The 19,886-nt window shown below is 71.9% G+C and carries 16 protein-coding genes; 8 read left to right on the forward strand and 8 right to left on the reverse strand.

Annotated elements, in window-relative coordinates; genetic code table 11:
• Positions 1-2 precede the first annotated feature (2 nt).
• Together ACIG5F_RS40085 and ACIG5F_RS40090 are read left to right on the forward strand one after the other, a co-directional pair.
• Positions 3-2,243 (forward strand): hypothetical protein, encoded by a 2,241-nt coding sequence (locus tag ACIG5F_RS40085; RefSeq protein ID WP_396525319.1) that lies wholly within the window; start codon positions 3-5, stop codon positions 2,241-2,243.
• 68 nt (positions 2,244-2,311) lie between these two features.
• On the forward strand, positions 2,312-3,487 hold the full coding sequence (locus ACIG5F_RS40090; protein WP_396525320.1) for a BTAD domain-containing putative transcriptional regulator: 1,176 nt from the start codon (positions 2,312-2,314) through the stop codon (positions 3,485-3,487).
• A gap of 7 nt (positions 3,488-3,494) precedes the next feature.
• Here ACIG5F_RS40090 and ACIG5F_RS40095 read toward each other — a convergent pair whose 3' ends face one another.
• The 7 genes from ACIG5F_RS40095 to ACIG5F_RS40125 all read right to left on the reverse strand — a co-directional run bounded on the left by ACIG5F_RS40095 (position 3,495) and on the right by ACIG5F_RS40125 (position 13,173).
• Positions 3,495-6,680: a LamG-like jellyroll fold domain-containing protein gene (locus ACIG5F_RS40095; protein WP_396525321.1), complete on the reverse strand. Its 3,186-nt coding sequence runs from the start codon at positions 6,678-6,680 to the stop codon at positions 3,495-3,497.
• 62 nt (positions 6,681-6,742) lie between these two features.
• Positions 6,743-7,042, reverse strand: coding sequence for a hypothetical protein (locus tag ACIG5F_RS40100; protein ID WP_396525322.1), 300 nt, complete (start codon positions 7,040-7,042; stop codon positions 6,743-6,745).
• 55 nt (positions 7,043-7,097) lie between these two features.
• Positions 7,098-9,392 (reverse strand): ATP-binding protein, encoded by a 2,295-nt coding sequence (locus ACIG5F_RS40105; RefSeq protein ID WP_396525323.1) that lies wholly within the window; start codon positions 9,390-9,392, stop codon positions 7,098-7,100.
• A gap of 108 nt (positions 9,393-9,500) precedes the next feature.
• Positions 9,501-10,319 (reverse strand): CHAP domain-containing protein, encoded by an 819-nt coding sequence (locus ACIG5F_RS40110; protein ID WP_396525324.1) that lies wholly within the window; start codon positions 10,317-10,319, stop codon positions 9,501-9,503.
• 31 nt (positions 10,320-10,350) lie between these two features.
• Entirely contained in the window at positions 10,351-11,202 is an 852-nt protein-coding gene (locus ACIG5F_RS40115) for a peptidoglycan-binding protein (protein WP_396525354.1), read from the reverse strand.
• Positions 11,203-11,264: 62 nt separating this feature from the next.
• Positions 11,265-12,419, reverse strand: coding sequence for an MFS transporter (locus ACIG5F_RS40120; RefSeq protein WP_396525326.1), 1,155 nt, complete (start codon positions 12,417-12,419; stop codon positions 11,265-11,267).
• Between the two features lie 31 nt (positions 12,420-12,450).
• On the reverse strand, positions 12,451-13,173 hold the full coding sequence (locus ACIG5F_RS40125) for a 3-oxoacyl-ACP reductase family protein (protein ID WP_396525355.1): 723 nt from the start codon (positions 13,171-13,173) through the stop codon (positions 12,451-12,453).
• Between the two features lie 168 nt (positions 13,174-13,341).
• Between ACIG5F_RS40125 and pip the strand changes: the two genes are divergently transcribed.
• Both pip and ACIG5F_RS40135 read left to right on the forward strand, forming a co-directional pair.
• Positions 13,342-14,301 (forward strand): prolyl aminopeptidase, encoded by a 960-nt coding sequence (gene pip / locus ACIG5F_RS40130; RefSeq protein ID WP_396525327.1) that lies wholly within the window; start codon positions 13,342-13,344, stop codon positions 14,299-14,301.
• 86 nt (positions 14,302-14,387) lie between these two features.
• Entirely contained in the window at positions 14,388-14,996 is a 609-nt protein-coding gene (locus tag ACIG5F_RS40135) for a DUF4232 domain-containing protein (protein ID WP_396525328.1), read from the forward strand.
• A gap of 58 nt (positions 14,997-15,054) precedes the next feature.
• Here the strand turns inward: ACIG5F_RS40135 and ACIG5F_RS40140 are convergent, their stop codons facing one another.
• Entirely contained in the window at positions 15,055-16,221 is a 1,167-nt protein-coding gene (locus ACIG5F_RS40140) for a cytochrome P450 (protein WP_396525329.1), read from the reverse strand.
• A gap of 308 nt (positions 16,222-16,529) precedes the next feature.
• On the opposite strand from ACIG5F_RS40140, the gene ACIG5F_RS40145 reads away from it, so the two are divergent.
• From ACIG5F_RS40145 to ACIG5F_RS40160, 4 genes are all read left to right on the forward strand, one after another.
• Positions 16,530-17,435, forward strand: coding sequence for an MBL fold metallo-hydrolase (locus ACIG5F_RS40145; RefSeq protein WP_396525331.1), 906 nt, complete (start codon positions 16,530-16,532; stop codon positions 17,433-17,435).
• Positions 17,436-17,605: 170 nt separating this feature from the next.
• Positions 17,606-18,376 (forward strand): SDR family oxidoreductase, encoded by a 771-nt coding sequence (locus ACIG5F_RS40150; RefSeq protein WP_396525332.1) that lies wholly within the window; start codon positions 17,606-17,608, stop codon positions 18,374-18,376.
• Positions 18,373-19,206, forward strand: a complete 834-nt coding sequence (locus ACIG5F_RS40155) for a patatin-like phospholipase family protein (protein WP_396525333.1) — start codon at positions 18,373-18,375, stop codon at positions 19,204-19,206. The genes ACIG5F_RS40150 and ACIG5F_RS40155 overlap by 4 nt, the downstream gene beginning before the upstream one ends.
• A gap of 36 nt (positions 19,207-19,242) precedes the next feature.
• Positions 19,243-19,842: a TetR/AcrR family transcriptional regulator gene (locus ACIG5F_RS40160; protein WP_396525334.1), complete on the forward strand. Its 600-nt coding sequence runs from the start codon at positions 19,243-19,245 to the stop codon at positions 19,840-19,842.
• The last annotated feature ends 44 nt before the right edge of the window (positions 19,843-19,886 follow it).

A 19,886-nucleotide genomic window follows, 5' to 3' on the forward strand; every position in this document is an offset into this window, starting at 1 on the left:
ACGTGCACAGAAAGATGATCGCGGCGTTCGCGGCCGCGGCGTTCGCCCTGGTCGGCGTCACCGCGCCGACGGCGCACGCGGACGCGGCCGGGCGCGGCGGCGACTTCGTGCCGACCACGAGCTCGTCGGTGGTGCTGGACACGCGCAGCGGCACCGGCGGGATCAGCGACCAGGTCGGCGCGGCCGCGACGGTCAGCTTCCCGGTGCTGGGCGTCGGCTCCGTGCCGGCCACCGGCGTGGGCGCGGTGGTGGTCCGGGTCGGGCTGCTCAAGCCGACCGCGACGACCTTCGTGGAGCTGTGGCCCAGCGGCATCACCCGGCCCAACGTGACCACGATCTCGGCGGCCGCCGGCGAGCAGATCTCCAACACCTCCGTCGTCAAGCCGGGCAGCGACGGCAAGCTGTCGCTCTACAACAACGCCGGCAAGACCGACGTCGTCGTCGAGGTGCAGGGCTACTACAAGGCGGAACAGGGGGCCACCGGCGGCGGCTTCGTGCCCGTGCCGCACGCCCGGCTGATCGACACCCGCAGCGGCCTGGGCACCACCACCGGCACCATCGCCGCCGGCGCCACCCGCACGGTGACCATCACCGGCGGCCTGATCCCGGCGGGGTCCGCGGCCGCGCAGGTGAACCTGCTCGTGCCCGGCGCGGCCAACCCGGGCTGGCTGGCCGTCGCGCCGTCCGGCGGCACGGCCAGGCCGATCTTCAACTTCGAGAAGGGCTCCACGCAGTCCGGGGCCGTGCTGTCGCTGCCGGCCAACGGCCAGGTCACCTTCACCAACAAGGGCCCGGACGCGATCAACCTGGTGGTCAACGTCGAGGGCTACTACGTGTCCAGCTCGACCCAGGGCGCGGGCTACCGGTTCGCCAACACCCGGCTGCTCAACACCCGCACCCTCGGCGCGGGCCTGCCGCTGGCCGCCAACGCCACGATCGACGTGCAGGTGGGCGGCACCAACGGGTTGCCGACGCGGGGCATCGCCGGCGCGGCGCTGAACCTGATCGCCACCCCCACCGACGCCGGCTACCTCAAGGCGTGGCCGGTGGGCCAGACCGAGCCGGCGCTGACCGTGATGGACTTCAACGCCGGCGACTGGCGGGCCCACTCGCTGGTGCTCAAGCCGGGCACCGACGGCAAGATCCGGATCCGCAACGGCAGCGACAGCACCATCCACCTGATCGTGGACCTGCAAGGCTGGTACTCCGACCCGCAGGCGCAGGTGCCGGTCGCGCAGAACACGCGGATGACGGCGATGCAGGCCGCGCCGGTGTCCGGGGCCACCGTCGGCACGCTGGAGTACGCCTACGTGGACAACGCGGGCCGGGTCGTCGAGGGCCATCAGTCCGATGTGGACAACTTCAACTCCGTGCAGTGGACGGTGATCTCCGGCAACGAGGCGTTCACCGGGCAGCCGTCGCTGAGCCAGCTGCCCAGCGGCAAGATCCAGGTCGCCGCCCAGTACTCGGACGGCGGTGACGTCTGGGGCAACGCCCAGACCGCGCCCGGCGCGCAGACCTGGTCGGGCTGGGCCGACTTCGGCGGCTCGATGGCCTCGCCGCCGGTCACCGCGAAGCTGGCCGACGGCACGGTCGTCGACTTCGCCGTGGACGCCGACGGCAAGCTGTGGGCGTACCACCAGGCCGGCACGGTGCCGTTCTGGCAGGACCTCGGCGACCAGAACCTGGTGTCGGGCATCTCCGTGGTGCCGGTGCGGGACGGCCTCCAGGTGTTCGGCCTGACCGCGGCCGGGTCGCTGCGTTCGATCGAGTACTACAACGACGGCAACCTCTCGGCGTGGACGAACATCGGCGGCTCGGGCCTGTCCGGGCAGCCGGCCGTCGTGGTCCGCCCCGGCTACCTCGTGCAGGTGTTCGCCCGCTCGGCCGATGGCACCATCGTGTCCAAGCTGGCCAACGCCGACGGCTCCTGGCCGGCGGACTTCCAGCAGATCGGCACGTTCGTCGCGGCCGGCGCGCCGGCGGCGATCATGGACCCGGCCCTTGGCCGGCTCGCCGTGGTGGTGCGCGGCACGGACAACGAGATCTACCACGTGTGGGAGACGCAGACCGGCAGCAACGGGTGGGGCGAGTGGACGAAGACCATCGCCGCCACCGACCCGTCGGCCACCGACCCGAACGTGGCGTCGTACGTCAACTCCAACGGCCAGTCCTGGATGATCACGTTCCGCAACGCCAACGGCGCGGTTCGCTTCTACGACCGGCAGCTGCCCAGCGCCTGAGCGCGCTGTCCGCCGGGCCGGCCCCTGCTCCCCGGGGGCCGGCCCGGCCTGTCATTCTGGGAGTTCCCTTGCGTTACCGGGTGTTGGGCGAGGTCACGGCGCAGGACGGCCCGCTCGGCGGGGCCAAGCCGCGCACCGTGCTGGCCGCCCTTCTCTTGCACGCCAACCACGTCGTCTCGGACCAACGGCTGTGCGACCTGGTCTGGGGCGACAACCCGCCGGCCACCGTCCGCAGCCAACTTCAGATCTACGTCTCCGGCCTGCGCAAACTGCTCGGCCCGGACACCATCCGCCGCCAGCACGGCGGCTATCTCATCGCCGTCCGTCCCGGCGAACTCGACCTCGACGTCTTCGAGAACCTGGTGGAGCAGTCCCGTTTCCGCGAGGCACTGGCCTTGTGGCCGGGCCCGGCGCTGCTCGGCTGCGCGGAGTCCTTTGTGGACATCATGCGGCTCGACGAGCGCCGCCTGGCGGCGTTCGAGCTGCTGTTCGACGCCGAACTGGCCCAGGGCAACGGAATCGCCCTGCTGCCCGAGCTTCGCCGACTCGTCGCCGAACACCCGCACCGCGAACGCCTGGCCGAACAACTGATGCTGGCCCTGCACGGCGCCGGCCGCACCTCGGAGGCCCTGGACGTCTACTCCGCCACCCGGCGCCGTCTCGGCATCGAGCCCGGCGGCCGCCTGCGGGACCTGCACCGCCGACTCCGGCCCGTCGTGCCCGCCCAGTTGCCCCACGCCCGCGAGGACTTCACCGGCCGCCAGGCCGAACTCGCCGTCCTGGACGCCGATCTGGCCGACTGGTCCGGCACTTCCGTGCGCATCCGCGTCCTCACCGGCGACGCCGGCGTCGGCAAGACCGCCTTGGCCCTGCACTGGGCCCACCGCGTCCGCTCCGCCTTCCCCGACGGCCAACTCCACGTCGACCTTGCCCGCACCGATCCCCCTACCGCCCTCGCCGCCCTGCTGCGCTCCCTGGGCACCGACCGCATCCCCTCCCTGCCCGATGAACGCGCCGCCCTCTTCCGGTCCCTCCTGGCCGACCGGAAGGTGTTGCTGCTGTTGGACAACGCCTCCGACTCCGACCAGGTCCGCCCGCTGCTGCCCGGCCGCTCCGCCCTCGTCCTGGTCACCACCCGCGCCCGCCTCACCGGCCTGGTCGCCCGAGACGGTGCCCGGGCCATGCCGCTACATCCCCGCGCATGGCATGCACACTCCCGGACCGAACGCGATCACGTCGCCTAGACCGGCCCTACATCCGCGCGTGCGGCGTGGCGGCGATCGTGTCGAACGGCAGGCGAAGCGCGGTCACGTTGCCCAGATCCGTGTTGTTCTGCCGCACCGAGGTCAGCTCGGCCGTCGACAGGGCCGAGCGGAAGATGCGGAACTCGTCGAGGGCACCGTGGAGCCAGCCGGTGTCGTCCGGCCGCGCGCCCAGTTGGAAGCCGTCGGCGGCAAAGGCATCGCCGTAGGTCAGGGAGCCGGTCAGGCCCGATGCGCTGCCGCCGGTGACGCCGTCGACGATCAGCGACAAGGTGTTTCCGGCCCGGCGCAAAGCGATGTGGTGCCACGCGCCGTCGGCGGCCGCCGGGGCGGTGACCGAGGTCGCGCCGGCGTCGGTGGTCACGTAGGCCAGGAAGCGGTTCTGCGAGGGCTGAGCCCGCAGCCACAGACCGCGCTGGGTCGCGCCGATGCCGCCGGCCCAGAAGATCACCTGGTCGGCGGTACCGGTGTACTTGACCCATGTGGTGATCGTGAAGTCGCCGTCGCCGAGGTTGGTCGCGGCCGAGTACGGCACCTGCACGGTGTCGTCCTTGCCGTCGAACGTCAAGGCACTACCCACTTTGCCGGCTCCCAGCGCCGCTCCCCCACGCACGAAACCACCGCCGCAGTGGCTCGAATAGTCCGGAGTGGACGGTCCGTCGGCCAGCCGGACCACGTCGTGCTTCTGGGTGTTCTGCCCCTCGAACGACCACCAGACCGCCGGCAGATCGGCCGGGTACGCGCCGGCGGCCTGGGCGGCGGTAAGGGCCCGCGAGTAGAACCGCACCTCGTCGACCGCGCCGGTGAACACGTCTGTGCCGTCGGGCTTCGAGCCGACCCGCAGGCCGAGCACGTCCGTTTTGTCGGCGCTCACCGAACCGGTCAGCCCCGACGCGGTCGCGGCGGTCGTGCCGACGCTGAGCCGGATCTGGTCGCCGGTCCGGGTCAAGGCCAGGGCGTGCCAGGCGTTGTCGCCGAACGCCGTCGCGCCCGTGGAGTCGGGCAGGGCGACGCTGACCTGGCCGGTGTCGGTCTGCACCCAGGCGTAGAGCCGGTCCTGCGCCGGCTGGGCCCGAACCCACACCGACCGTTCGCCGGCTGTTGCCCCGTACGCCCACACCAGCGCCTGGTTGGCGCTGCTCGCGGTGGCCGAGTACTTGAACCACGTGGTGATGGTGAAGTCCCCGGAGCCGACATCCAGGCCCGGCACGAAGGGCGTCTCCGCGCCCGGGTGCGCCGCGTTCACCTGGAGCGCGCTGGTGCCGGTGGCCCGGCCGGCGACGAGCGTGCCAAGGCCCCCGAGCAGGTTCGCGTCCGCGCAGTGCGCCGACAGGTCGTCGGACATGGCGAGGCTGGTCCTCGCCGGCACGGTCGCGTCGTCGACCACCCGGAACGCCAGGTGCACGCTTTCCGTTGCGCCACGGGAGAAGTGGAAGTCGCCGATGGTGCCGTGGAACGGATCGCCGGCCGCCGCGTCCTGCTTGGCCCCGAGACGGATCCCGGCCGTGCCCGCGCTGACCGAGCCGGTCACCCCGCTGGCCGACGCGGACGCGCCGTCCACAGTGAGCGTGATCCGGCCGCCGGTCCGGCTCAGGGTCAGGTGGTGCGTGGCGTTGTCGCCGAACGCCACCGCCGAGGAGCCGTCCTTCAACGCCACCTGCGCCCCGGTGTCGCCCTGTACCCAGGCGTACAGTTGATCTTGACTCGGCTGGACCCGCAGCCACACCTGGGGCGCACCCGCGCCGACCCCGTAGGCCCACAGCAGAACCTGGTCGGGGCTGGTCGCGGTGGCGGTGTGGCGCAACGTCAGGTCATAGGCGAAGTCGCCCGCGCCGGGGTCGAGGGTGCTGCTGTGCGGGATATCCGCGTAGTCGCCCGCACCGTCCAGAACCAGGCCGTCGTTGACGGTGGCATTGCCGGCCAGGTAGGCGTCATTGGCCTCCGGCGACGAGTCCGGCGTAGTCGGCGCGGCGGCGGTCGACGCCTGCGCGGACGGGCTGCCGGTGAAGGTGCCCGGCAGGCCGATCTCGGCCGGGGTGAACCGGTTGAACCGGATCTCGTCGGCGGAGAACGAAGTCCCGCCTTCGTACAGCACGCCGATCTCGCCGTCGGTCAACTCGGCCAGGTCCGAGTAGCCGGACCGGTCGTTGGTGATCAGGCCGTGCGCCGGCGTGGCCCAACTCGCGCCGTTGTTGGTGGAGTACCGGATCTGGAGGTGCACGCGATCCGTCGGATCGGACGGGCCGGAGAAGATCAGCGTGTCGCCGGGGGTGCTCTGGTACGTCTGGTGCAGCGCCAGGACCGAGCCCTGCACGTTCGGCGTCACCAGCGACGGCACGGCGGCGAAGGCCGGGAAGGTCGTGCCGCCGTCCGAGCTGATCGCCGCCACCCGATGATCGCCGGTGGTGATCTCGTTGCGGCCGGCCGCGTACAGCCGGCCGTCGGCCAGCTCGGCCACCGAGATCTCGCCCGGGCTGAGCTCACCGTCCACAAAGGAGTTCGGGACCTGGCTGGCGTGCCAGCTGTCCCCGTGATCATCGCTGTAGAGCACGCCCGCGTCCACCACGCCGCCACTCGGCTTCTGGTGCGCGCCAACGACAAGCCGGCCGCTACGCAGCTGAACCCCGTGGCCGGGCCCGGTGGCGAACCACCCGTTGTTCGTGCCGTCGAACGTCGCCGGCAGCTGCGTCGCCGCCGACCAGGTCAGGCCGTCGTCGTCGCTGTGCTGCACCCAGGGCAGGCGTTGCCCGGACACGCTCGCCTCGTTCGACGTCGACACCAGCACCACACGGCCCGTCGCCTCGTCCACGATCGGCGCCGGATTCCCCCGCGTGAACGGCGCGAACGGATCGTCGGACCGCCCGGCCAGGACCACCCTGACCGGCCCCCAGGTGCGGCCGTCATCGGTCGATCGCCGCAGCACGATGTCGATGTCGCCCCGGTCGGCGCACGACGGCGACTTCCTGGCCTCGGCAAACGCCAGCAGGCTGCCCTGCTTGGTCCGCACCAACGCCGGAATCCGGAAACAGCCGTAGCCGCCCGTGCCCGCCCGGAACAGCACCTGCTCCGTGCCCGCCACCGCCGACTGCGACGCGCTCACGCCGCTCGCCCCCGCCACCGGAGCCGACATCACCGCCGCCAGCACCGCGACCGCGGCCACCAGACCTCGCACCATGCCGGCCATCCTGGCCCGCACCGCTTCGATTCCGCTTTGCCCGCGCTATGAACCCGGGCCGGTTACTCCCCGCGCATCGACCGCCGGATCTCGGCCAGCCGGTCCTTGCCCGCCTGCTCCCGGTCGGCGAGCTTCTTGTCCAGGGCCTCCACCGTGTTCTCCGTGCCCAGCCCGGCCACCTCCGCCGAGCCCAGCGACGTCGTGTACCGCCCCTCGATCTTCTCCCGCACGAAGTCGAAGCTGGGCACCCCGCCCTCGCTGTAGTCCGGGTCGGGCAACGCCGGCGCCGGCGCCGCGAGGGCGGCGTTCGGCGTGTCCTCGACGACCTCGCCGTCCACAACGTCAGGCTCGCGCTCGTCCATCGTCGGCTCCTCCCACCGCTCCCGCCTTCGACTCTAGCGCCAGGAGCCCGGGCGATCAGGGCGGCAGGCTTTCGGCGGCGGCCTCCTGGCTGGACCTCGGCGTCCAGCCCAGCCGGGCGCGGAGGACGGCGGCGTCGGCGTGGCCGAGGTCGTCGAGGATGGGCAGCGCACGCTGCCAGAAGTGGTGGGCGGCGTCGAGGTCGCCGGCCGCCCGGTGGGTGTCGCCGAGGCGGATCAGGGTGTCGGCCCGGGGATGGCGAGCGCCCAACTTCTCATACAGATCAAGGGCATTCCGGTAGCAGTCGACGGCCTGCTCGTGCTCGCCGAGGTTGTGGTGGGCGCGGCCCAGGCTGTCCCAGGTGTCGGCCTCGCCGTGCCGGCTGCCGACGGCCCGGTGCAGTTCGAGCGCCTGGGTGCAGGACCGCAGCGCCTCGGCGTGCCGGCCGAGCTGGGTCAGCATCCAGCCGATGGCGTTCAAGGCGTCGGCCTGGCCCGGCCGGTGCCCGGCCTCGCGGAACAAGGCGTAGGCGGTCTGGTCGTGCGCCAGCGCCTCGGGGTACAAGCCCTGCGCGTACGACGCGATGCCGAGATTGTTGTGGCTGCGGGCCTGGCCGCTCAGGTCGCCGAGCCGCTCGTCCAGGTCGAGGGCCTGACGCAGGGCGGCGTCCGCCTCGGGGAAGCGGCGCAGGCGGATGTGCGCCCGGCCCAGTTCACGTAGCGACCACGCCTGCCCGTGCTGATCCCCGGCGCGCTCGGCCGCCGCGATGGCGACGAGTTGGGTGGCGACCATCTGGGCCCAGTGCCCGGTGCGGATGCAGAAACTGGCGACGCTGCACGCGAGTTGCCAGGCATGGGTGTCGAAGCCACCGGCGGCCGCGTGGTCGACGGCGGCTGGGAACAGCGGGCGCTCGGTCGTGAGCCACTGCCACGCCTGCTCGTGGTCGGCGAGATCGTCGACGGCGGTCCCCGCCTGGGGTTCGGCCAGCGGCAGGCGGTCGTTGGGTGGGTTGAGCAGCAGCGTCGCGGCGTGCGCGGTGTGCAGGTAGTGGTCGAGCATGCGGTGCGTGGCGACGCGGCGTTGCGGCTCGGTCTCCTCCTGGGCCGCCTTGCCGGCCGAGTAGGCCCGCAGCAGGTCGTGGTACGCGAATCGGCCGGCCCCGGGTTCGGTCAGCAACTGGGCCCGGACCAGCTCGGACAGGGCCGCGCGGGCCGGCCCGCGGTCGGCGCCGACGAGGCTGGCGGCGGCGGACACCGAGATGACCGGGCCCGGATGCAGGCTCAACAGCCGGAACATCCGCGCCGCCGGGGCGCTCAGCGTCCGGTACGACCAGGAGAACACCGCGTCGAGGTTGACGCTGGTGTCCCCGACGTCCAAGGCGTGCAGCCGATCGCGGACGTCCCGCAGCTGCGCGGCCAACTCGGTCAGCGACAGGGTCGGAGTGAGAGTGACTCGGGCGGCGACGACGCTCAGCGCCAGCGGCAGGTGCGCGCACAACTCGATCAGGTCGGCGACCGCCTGCGGCTCGGCGGCCAGCCGCTCCGGCCCCAGCCGGCCGGCCAGCAGGTCGTAGGCCTCGCCGGAGATCATCAGGTCCAGCGGGACGGCCTGCGCCCCCTCGCTGACGATCAGGCCGCCGAGGGTGTCCCGGCTGGTGATGACGGTCAGGCACGGGGCCGAGCCCGGCAGCAGCGGGCGGACCTGGCTGGTGTCGCGGGCGTTGTCCAGCACGACCAGCATCCGCCGGCCGGCCAGCTGGGACCGGTACAGCGCCGCCTGCTCGGCCAGGCCGGACGGGATGCGCTGGGCCGGCACGCCGAGCGCGTCGAGGAAACCCCGGATCGCCTCGGCCGGCTGGACCGGCTGGCCGCTGGGATCGAAACCCCGCAGGTTCACGTAGAGCTGCCCGTCGGGAAACCGGTCGGCGATCTGGTGCGACCAGTGCACGGCCAGCGCCGTCTTGCCCACGCCGGCGGTGCCGTTGATCGTCGAGATCACCGCCGTGCCGTCCCGATCGAGCAAGCCGGTGAGTTCCTTGAGCTGGTCGGCCCGGCCGGTGAAGCCGGCGACCGCGGCCGGCAGCTGCCGGGGCACCGCGACGGCCGCCCGGACCGGCGGCTCGGGGGCGACCTCGCCGCGCGCGGCCGCCAGCAGCTGTTCGCGCCGGTGCGGATCGAGGGCCAGGGCCTCGGCCAGCAGGCCCACCGAGGACAGCCGGGGCTGCCGCCGCCCCGCCTCCAGCACGCTGATCGAATGCGCCGACACCCCGGACCGGCCGGCCAGCTCGTCCTGGGTCCACCCGACCGCGAGCCGACAGTCGCGCAGCAGCTCCCCGAAGGCATTACCGCCCATTTCCGCCCCCTGGAAACGGTCAGCCGCCGCGACGGCACCGGGCCCCCTGCCCGAGCATTCTCGGGCAGGGGGCCGTTCGGCTTCAACCGGTTCGGGAAAGTGGGGCCGTCAGAAGTGGAGCATCCACTGGAAGTCGGCCTGGGCGCTGCTCACGTGCACGTTCTTGCGGGTGCCGTAGGCCAGCGGGTTGTTCCAGTTGTACTCCTCGACGTCGAACGAGCCGTCGGAGTGGACCGCGTTGACGTAGGCGACGTGGCCGACCTTGTGCACGTCGTTGACGGCGATGGCGCCGACCGTCGGGGTCTTGTTGACCGTGACGCCGACGCGGCGGGCGGCGTCGTCCCAGGTGCCGGCGTTGCCCCAGGTGGTGCCGCCGTAGGAGTTGCTGAAGTTGGGCACGCCGAGCCGGCTGGCGATCCGGTAGGCGGCGAAGGCGGTGCAGTTGTTCTGGGCGAAGCCGCGGGCGTTGCCGTCGTAGTCGTTGCGCGGGGTCTGCGCGCCGCCACCGCCGGTGAGGAACTCGTGGCTGGCGTTGTTGTTCTTCAGCGTGGCGTTGAGGTTGCCCTTGGCGCCGGGCGCGAAGTCCTGGCTGGCCCCGCCGAAGTCGCTGTTGAAGTAGACGCGCACCGTGTACGAGGTGCGGTTCCAGACCGAGGCCGCGTTGTTCTTCACGCACACGCCCTGGCCGTTGCCGGCGCTCTTGAAGTCGTAGCAGGACGGCTGGGTCGCGCCGAGGTCGCTGATCGAGCCGGTGAAGTCGGACAGGGACCCGGCCTCGTCGCTGTTGTAGTAGTAGCAGAACTCCCCGCTGTCGCAGGTGCCGTCACGGCCGGCGGCGAACGCGGGCGAGGCGGTGGCGGCCAGCATCGGGACGGCCAGGGCCAGCGCGGCCCCGGCGACGGCGAGCGTCGTGCGTGCGTTTCTCACGGTTCCCCTTTGTGCGGTGTCGGTGGTCCGGTCAGTGCGTGCGCTGGTAGTCCTCCCAGGTCTGGATCGGGACCTTGGGCCCGTCGTCCGCGCCGTGGTTGGCCAGGCCGTTGAAGCCGAGGTAGTAGTCGCCGGTCTGGTTCTGGGCCTGGGTGGACAGATCGGTGTCGCTGATCGCCGCCGCGTGGATGTGCCACGGCCAGTCGCCCTGATCGGGGTTGCGGACCCAGGCCGCGAACCCGACCTGGCGCAGGGCCTTGGCGACGGCGGTGCGGGTCGCGGCCGACATGCCGGTGACGCTGACGTCCACCACGCCGCCGCCGTCGTGGGTGCCGGCCGAGCTCGGGTCGCCGCCGGGGTTGTAGGAGCCCTGCGACAGCGTGAGGTGCAAGCCCAGCAGGCGCTCGGCCTCGGTGAGCATCGCCTGGGTGCGCGTGTTCACGGTGTGCCCGTCCCGGGTGACCTTCGCGCCTGGTCCGATCGTGTGGGTGACGGTGTACCGGCCCTGTCCGAGCGCGGTCAGCGAGCTCGTGCCGGGCAGCCCGTTCGCCGCCAGGCCGCTGTAGCCCAGCGACCGCTGGTACGCCGCGTACGCCGCGACGGTCGTGGTCCCGAAGTACCCGTCGACCCACTTGGCGTCCAGCAGATTCCGGGCCTGAAGCGCCCGTTCCACCGCCAGCACCGAGTCCGTGGCTCCCGGCGTGTGCGTGTTGTCGGCCCGGCGGGGGTCGATCTGCGCCGCCAGGACCACCGCCTCCATGTCCACCACCGGCAACGCCGTGGCCGCCGCCGGTCGCGCAGTCACGGCCGACGCCGGTGTGCTCAACGCCAGGCAGCCCAGGACCGCGACGGTCGCCAGCACGGCGCTGCGGGCCCTCACCATCGTCTTCATGCCCGACATCGTCTCGACCAGGGCATGGAAGCTCTATGACGTCAGATTGACGTTCACCTGTCGTTCCGGGGGAAGGCGTGCCTTCGGCCGGCGGCGACGGCCGCGGTGGCGGCGACCAGCAGGGCCAACGCGGACCAGGTGAGTGAGGCGGGGCCCAGGTCGGCGATGAGCAGGCCGCCGAGGAGGCCGCCGGCGGCGATGGAGCCGGAGATGACGGTGATGATGATCGGCTGGGCAGCCTCGCCGGCCGCGTCGATGGCGGCGGCGATGAACAGGGAGGCGGCGCTGCCGAAGGCGAAACCCCAAGCCCCGACGGCGATGTAGACCAGCGCCGGCACTCCGGAGAGCACGGCCATGACGAGCACGCTGACGGCGAACAGCCCGGTGCTGCCCACCACGAGCTTGCGGAGCTGGCGGTCGATGTGCGCGCCGACCACGAGGGTGCTCAGCACCGAGGTGACGCCGAGGACGAACAGCGCGGTCCCCGTCTGGCCGGCCATGCCCACGTGTCGCAGGAAATCGCTGACGTAGGTGTAGAGAATGTTGTGCGCCACCATGTACGCGGCGGTCGCGAACAGGATGACCCGCAGCCCGGGCAGCACGAGGGTGTCGGCGACCTTGGGGCGCCGGCCCGGCGGCAGGCCGGGCAGGTTGGGGAGCGTCGCCAGCGTCCACAACAGGGTCAGCACGGTCAGGCCGGCCGACGAGTAGAACGCGACCTGCCACCCCAGGGCGCTGAGCCAGGCGCCGAGGGGAACGCCCAGGGCCAGGCCGATGGGCGTGCCGGCCAGGGCGACGGTGATGGCGCGGCCCTGCTGCCCGGCGGGGGCGAGCCGGGCGGCGTATCCGCCGAGCTGGGGCCAGATCAAGGCCGTGCCCAGCCCGGCGGCGAACCGGATCACCAGGGTCAGCGGGTAGCTGTCGGACAGGGCGGTCAGCGTGTTGGTGACGGCCAATGTGATCAGGGCCGTCAGCAGCACCTGCTTGCGAGGCCACCTCGAGAACGCGTGCGAGAGGGGGATCGCCGCGATCGAGGTGGCCGCGGCGTAGAGGGTGACGGTCTGGCCGGTGAGCGCGGTGCTCACGTCCAGCGAACGGGCCATGTCCGGGAGCAGGCCGGCCGGCAGGCACTCGGTGAGGATGCCGACGAACCCGGTGAGGAAGAGCCCGAGCAGGGCCTTGCCCGGCAGGCGAACCGCTGTGGTCACGGAAGTTGCTCCCATCGATCGGCCCGGGGAGTCAGACGGTGAAGCCGCCGTCGACATTCCAGTTGGCGCCGGTGACGAAGGCCGCCTCCGGCCCGGCGAGATAGCTGACGACGCTGGCGATCTCGTGGGGTTGGCCGAAACGGCCGAGGGCCATCACCTCGCGCAACGTGTCGGCGATCTCGCTGTCCTCGGGGGTCATGTCCGTTGCCGTGGGCCCGACCTGGAGGTTGTTGACGGTGATGCCGAGGGGCCCGAGTTCGCGGGCCAGCGCGCGGGTCAGTCCGGCCACCGCCGCCTTCGACATCGCGTAGACCGACATCCCGGACAGCGGCACCCGGTCGGCGTTGATGCTGCCGATGGTGATGATTCGGCCGTCGCTGCCCAGATGCGGCACGGCCGCCCGGACCGCGGCGAAAACACCCCGGACATTGACCGCGACCACCCGGTCGAACTGTTCCATCGTCAGCGACTCGATCGGGCCGGCGGGGAGAATGCCGGCATTGTTGACGAGAATGTCCAGGCCGCCCAACCGGGCCACGGTCTCGTCGACCGCCCCGGCCACCTGGGCGGGGTCGCCGCTGTCGGCCCGGATCGCGACGGCTTCCGTTTCGGCGACGAGCTTTTCGGCGGCGGCGGCCGAAGCGCCGTAGGTGAAGGCGACCTCGGCGCCGTCCTTCACCAGCCGCCGCACGACCGCCGCCCCGATACCGCGCGAAGCCCCGGTCACCAGCGCGCGCCGACCGGCAAGTGGCACAGACATGTTTTCCCCTTCGAACCACGAATTGCGGAATTCGCTCCCGTGACCAAAGGCTACGAGTTCGACGGCCCGCCAGCCTGTCCCTGCTGGTGGTACTCATGCCGGTCATATGCTCACGGGAAAATGCGCTGAATTCCGGGGGCGGTTCTCCTACGATCGGCGATCATGGTGGACCTCTACCCCCCGCTCAGCCCGTACGACACCGGATTCCTCGACACCGGCGACGGCAACCGCGTCTACTACGAGCAGCTCGGCAAACCCGACGGCAAGCCGGCGTTGAACGTGCACGGCGGGCCCGGCGGGGGCGCGTCGCGGAAACCGACGAGGGCCTGGGATCCCGACCGCTACCGGGTAATCCGCTTCGACCAGCGCAACTGCGGCCGCAGCACCCCGCACGCCAGCGACCCGGCGGCGGACATGAGCCTCAACACCACCCAGCACCTGATCGACGACATGGAACGGCTGCGCGAGCACCTGGGCATCGACCGCTGGCTGCTCAACGGCGGGTCCTGGGGAACGACCCTCATCCTGGCCTACGCGCAGCAGCATCCCGAGCGGGTCACCGAGATCGTCATCCCGGCGGTGACGACCAGCAGCGCGGCCGAGCTCGACTGGCTCTACCGGGGCGCCGGCCGGTTCTACCCCGAGGCCTGGGATCGGTTCCGGGACGCCGTGCCCGAGGACGAGCGCGACGGCGACCTGCTGGCGGCGTACGCGCGGCTGATGGAGAACCCCGACCGCGCGGTCCGGGCCAAGGCCGCCGCCGACTGGCTGGCCTGGGAGGACGCCGTCATCTCGGGCGAACCCAACGGCGTGCCCGGCATGTACAGCGACCGCGACGTCGACGCCCAGATCGCGTTCGTCCGGATCTGCGCGCATTTCTTCAGCAACGGGGCCTGGCTGGCCGAGAACCAGTTGCTGCGCAACGCTCACACACTCGCCGGCATCCCCGGGGTGCTGGTGCACGGCCGGCACGACATGGGCTGCCCGGTGCAGACGGCGTGGGAGCTGGCCAAGGCTTGGCCCGGCGCGCGGCTGCACATCATCGAGGACTCCGGGCACGCCGGCAGCGACACGATGGCCCGCACGACCAGGGCCGCGATCGAGGAGTTCAAGAACCGCTGACCGCCCCAAGGGGCAGTCCGGGCAACGCGGCCGACTTCGGGACGTCATTGGTCACAGAATCCAGGACGTGCCGAAGGGGGAAGACCATGCGGAAGGTAGGACTGACACTGGCGCTGCTGCCGGTCGCCGGACTGATGTTGGCGGCCTGCACCGGTGGATCGACCGGCGACACACCGGCCGCCGGCAGCGCGCCCACCACGGCGACCAGCACCGCGCCGGCGACGCACACCGCCTCGACCAAGATCACGCAGGCCAGCTCGCCACCTCCGGTCAAGGCCCAGCCGGCCTGCCAGCCGAACGGCCTGACCACCGAGGCGGCGGTCGCGAGCACCACCGCGACGACGGTCATCGTGCAGAGCGCGGTGAAGAACACCGGCCCGGCCACGTGCGTGATCCAGGGCTACCCGCAGGTCGCCATCACCGGCCTGCCGCCGGCCTCCGGGGAATGGCCGCGCCAGCAGCTGACCGTGACCAAGGTCGGCCCGTCCTCCCCGGTCACCCTGGTTCCGGGTGACGGGGCCGAGGTCCTGCTGACCTTCACCCGCTGCCCGGCCGGCCAGGAGTCCGTCCGCGGACCCGTGCTGCTGCTGGGCGTGCCCGACGGCGGCATCGAGATGACCATGGCCGACAACAGCGACTTCGTCGCCTGCGGCAACACCGTCCAGGCCCAGGCTTTCCAGCAACACCAGCCGTAGCGAGCACCCGGCGCGGGGAGAGGTCGGCCGACTTCTCCCCGCAGGATCAGCGCCAAGGCTAACTGAGCAGCACCGGCAGCGTGTCGGCCCCGTGCTGCACGAAACCCCTTGCGCCATAACGGAACGCGAGCGGCTGGTCGGGGTCGAGACGGAGCCGGGGGAAGCGGTCGAGCAGCGCGTCCAGCGCCGCCCGGACCTCGATGCGCGCCAGCGGGGCCCCGACGCAGTAGTGCGGGCCGAGGCCGAAGCCGAGGTGGCTGGCGTGGCGGTCGAGGTGGAACACCTCCGGGTCCGGGTAGGCGTCCCGGTCGTAGTGGGCCGAGGCGATGCACAGGTAGACCATGCTGCCGGCGCCGACCGGCACACCGGCGACCACCGTGTCGGCGGTGACGAGACGGTAGAGGCCGGCGGACGGGTTGGCCCAGCGGAACGACTCGTCCAGCGCGGCGTCCCGCAGGCTGCGGTCGGCCCGGACCCGGTCCAGCGCGGACGGGTTGAGCAGCAAGGAGGACATCGTCGCGGACAGCATCTGGATCGTGGTCTCCAGGCCGCCCAGCAGCAGGCTGACCACCGCGACCGTGCACGCCTCCACGGTGAAGCCGCCCTCGGTGAGATGGGCCCGGATGATCTCGCCCAGCAGGTTGTCGCCCGGGTCCGCCACCTCGGCCTCGATCAACGTGCCGGCGTACCCGCAGAGCTCGTCGAACGCCGCCTGGCCCGCGGCCGCCAACTGCTCGTCCATCGGCGACCCCAGCCAGGCCACGATGGCACGCACCCAGGCCAGCCCCTGGTCCCCGAGCTCGTTGGGAATGCCCAGCAGGTCGAGGAAAACCTCCATCGGGTAGCGGGCGAGCGCGTCCTCGATGAGGTCCGACCGCTCCCGGCCGACCAGGTCGCCGAACGTCCGCTCGGCGATCGGCGCGATCCGCGCCGCGTACCGCGCGCTCGCCCCCGGGCTGAAGAACCGGTTGTGGATCCGCCGCTGCCGGGTGTGCTCGGCCCCGTCGTGCGTGATCATCATCGTCTCGACCGCCGGGCTGGCCGCGTAGAACCGGGTGCTGAACGTCCCATGATCCCGCAGCGCCGCCGAGACGTCCTTGTGCCGCAACACGACCAGCGCGCCCATGTGCTCGTCGAACACGGTCGCCCGCTCCCGCCCCACTGCCGCGAGCGACAACCCGATAGTCGCCGGACTCGGCGAACTCACCGCGAACGGACTCGTCATGCCCCGACTATCGGCCACCGGATCCCGATGTCACGGCCAACCGCCCCGATACGCCCCAACAGACGAGTGCCCACTGCCCCTCGGGCCGCCCGAAAGGGCGGAGCGTCGGGAACGGACGAACTCGGTGGTCCAGTGGAGGTCTGCCATGACGTCGGCGACGGGGCCGGGCTCGATGATGGGGTACAGTTCGACCCAGGTTCTCGGCCGGGCTCGGCGGCCGGACCTTCCCTCTAGTGCTGGCACGTTCACGTGTTGCCGTCCCCGTGATGTCGCCGCACCTCGAAAACGGTCCATTGAAGGGAAAACCCATGACCGAGCACCCCGGCTTCACCGCGTTCGGGGACGTGCGGATCGCCCCCGTGCACGAATGGCAGGGCGCCCTGTTCACCCGCGCCGACCTGCTGCCCGAGTCCGACCGGCGGGACTGGGAGGCGCAGCGTTCCTGGCTGGAGCCCGACTTCTGGGCGCCGGAGTCGGAGGACGCCTGGCTGACCTCGCAGAGCTTCCTCATCCGCAGCGCCGGCCGGACCATCCTGCTCGACACCGGCATCGGCAACCACAAGGCCGGCCGGGGCGCGCCGCCGTTCAACGGCCTGGACACCGCGTACCTGGACAACCTGGCCACCCTGGGTTTCCGGCCCGAGGACATCGACCTGGTGATCAACACCCACCTGCACCCGGACCACACCGGCTGGAACACCTACCTGGACGACGGCCGGTGGCGGCCCACCTTCCCCAACGCGACCCACCTGCTGCCCAAGGCCGACTTCGACCAGCTGGCCGAGTACGCGAAGGCCGGCGCGACGGATCCGTTCGGGTTCGTGACCGCGTTCCAGGACAGCATCGCGCCGGTCGCGGAGCATGGAAAAGTCCAGCTGTGGGACGGCGACGAGCACGTCATCGACGACGCGTTGCGTCTGGTCGCCACCCCCGGGCACTCGGCGGGGGCCTGTGTGCTGACCGTCACCTCGCAGGGTGAGAACGCGTTGTTCGCCGGCGATCTCGTGCACCACCCGATGCAGATCCTCGACCCCCGGCAGCGGGACGTCCTCGACGCCGACGGCGCGGCCGCCACGCAGTCCCGGCTCCGGCTGCTGACCTGGGCTTGTGACAACGCCGCGCCGGTGTTCGGGGCGCACTTCCCCGGCGCTCGCGGGGCCGTCGTGAGCAGTGCCGGCGCCGCGTTCCGCATCGACTCGTGGACCTCGCTCTGACCGGCTGACGGCCCCGCACGTGGCCGTCGGCCGAGCCCTGTCCATTTGACAGGTATGCCGTACGACATAGTATGAGTGTCAGCGGCACCCGTTCCAGGCCGCGGGCGGGACCGAGCCTCCCGCCCGCGGCTCACCAGCCCAGTTCGACCAAGCAGCAAGGAGAAATCGCCATGTCGTCCGTGCTCATCACCGGCGCGTCCCAGGGCATCGGCCGTGCCATCGCCGTCGAGCTGGCGGCCAGGGGCCACCGGGTCGTGGCCACCGCGCGCCGGCCGGAAACCCTCGCCGACCTGGCCGTCGACCAGCGGCTGCGGCTGGACGTGACCGACCAGGACAGCGTCGACCAGGCGATCAAGGAGGCCGGCGAGATCGATGTCCTGATCAGCAACGCCGGCGCGACCGTGCGCGCCCCGCTGGAGAGCGTGCCCCTGGCCGAGATCGAGAACCTGTTCCAGCTCAACACCTTGGGCGCACTGCGGGTGGCCCAGGCGGTGCTGCCGCGGATGCGGGAGCGGGGCTCGGGGCGGCTGGTGTTCGTCTCCAGCGTGCAGGGCCGGGTGGTGCTGCCGATCATCGCCTCGTACGGCGCGAGCAAGTGGGCGCTGGAGGCCATCGCCGAGGGACTTGCCCTGGAAGCCGGGCACTTCGGCGTCAAGGTGAGCATCGTTCAGCCCGGGGCGGTGAACACGGGCGGCGCCACCACCGGCGCCAAGGTCCTCTTCGCCGACGACGACCCCTATCTCCCGCTGTTCAAGCAGCTCGGGGTCCTGCGCGGCGAGGCCATCACCCCGGAGGAGGTCGCCGCCGCGGTGGCCGACACGGTCGAGCAGGCCGATCCGCCGCTGCGCGTGCCCGTGGGCGCGCCGGCCGAGCGGCTCCTCAAGGCCCGCAAGGACGCCCCCGAGGATGTGCCGTTTCTCCCGGCCAAGCTCGACTGGTGACCGTGGACGCGCTGGTGCTGGGCGGCGGCGGGCCCGCCGGTGTCGCGTGGACGTCGTCCCTGCTGCACGAACTGATCGGCGCCGGACTGCCGCTGGCCGATTCCGACGTGGTGCTGGGCACCTCGGCCGGATCGGTCGTCGGCGCCTGGCTCACGATGCGGCCCGACGACCTCCCGGCGCTGCCGCAGCGGATGTTGGAGCGGGCCGCGTGGCACGCGCGCAACACCGAATCCGGTTACGGCGACTGGGATCTGCTGCGACGGGTCGTGTCAGGGTCCACTTCGGACGCCGAGTCGGCCCGGAGCATCGGCCGGGCGGCGATCGCCGCCATCCCGCCGATTTCGGTGGCACAGGCCGAGACGCTGTGGCGGGCGACGCTGCCCGAGGGTCCGTGGCCGGACCGGCTCCGGGTGGCGGCGGTGAACGCCGGCACCGGGGTGGCCAAGGCCTGGTCGGCGTCCGACGGCATCTCGCTGGCCACCGCGGTGGCGTGCTCCACCGCCGCCCCCGGGGCCGCGCCGCCGATCGCTTTGGCGGACTCGGTCTGGATCGACGGCGGCGTGCGGTCCGGCACCAACGCGGACCTGGTCCACGACAACGGCTCCGGCCGAGTGCTCGTGCTGGCTCCCCTGCCCGACAACAATCTGGCCCGGGAGCAGGCCGCGCTGGTCGAGCAGGGCCACCGCGTCCGGGTGATCACCGCGGAGCCGTTCTACGAGTCGATCGCCGACCTGATGAACCCCGAGTTCGTGGACATCGCCGCGACCGCCGGGGCCAAGCAGGCACATGCCGTCGCGGACGACCTGGCCGCGTGGCTTGCTACTATGTAACTCGACATACATGTGATCGACGAGAGGCGGTGGGCCGTGGGCGCGCGTTCGGATGCCAAGCCGAAGATGGTGCAGGCGGCCAAACAGCTCATGCGGGAGCGGGGCTATCACGCGACGGCCTTCTCCGACGTGCTCACGCTCAGCGGGGCGCCCCGGGGCTCGGTGTACTTCCACTTCCCCGACGGCAAGACCCAGCTGGCCACCGCGGCGGCCGAGGCCCACGCGCACGAGCAGGTCGAGATCATCGACCGGGCCGCCGAGGGCGCCGATTCCCCCGCCGACCTGGTCGAACGCTACGTCGACCTGGGCCGCGACGGCATGGTCGCCAGCGACTACTCCCGCGGCTGCGCCATCGCCCCGCTGGTGATCGAGGGCGCGACCAGGGAGTCCGCGGAGATCGGCGAGACCGGCCGGCGCACCTTCACCGAGATGATCGACCGCCTCGCCTTCCACTTCATCACCCTCGGCGTCGACCAGGCCGCCGCCCGCTCCCTCGCCGACGCCGTCATCGCCGGCGTCGAGGGCGCGATGATCACCTCCCGCGCCCGCCACAGCCCCGCCCCCTACGACGCGGTCAAGGCCGGCCTGACCGCCTACGCGGCCAGCCTCTCCCGCCCCCGCCGACCGGCGAAGTAGCCGGCTTAGACCGCGCGAATCGGGGTATCCGCAGGCCAGGAGGT

The organism is Kutzneria sp. NPDC052558, assembly GCF_044547355.1.
Lineage (GTDB): Bacteria > Actinomycetota > Actinomycetes > Mycobacteriales > Pseudonocardiaceae > Kutzneria.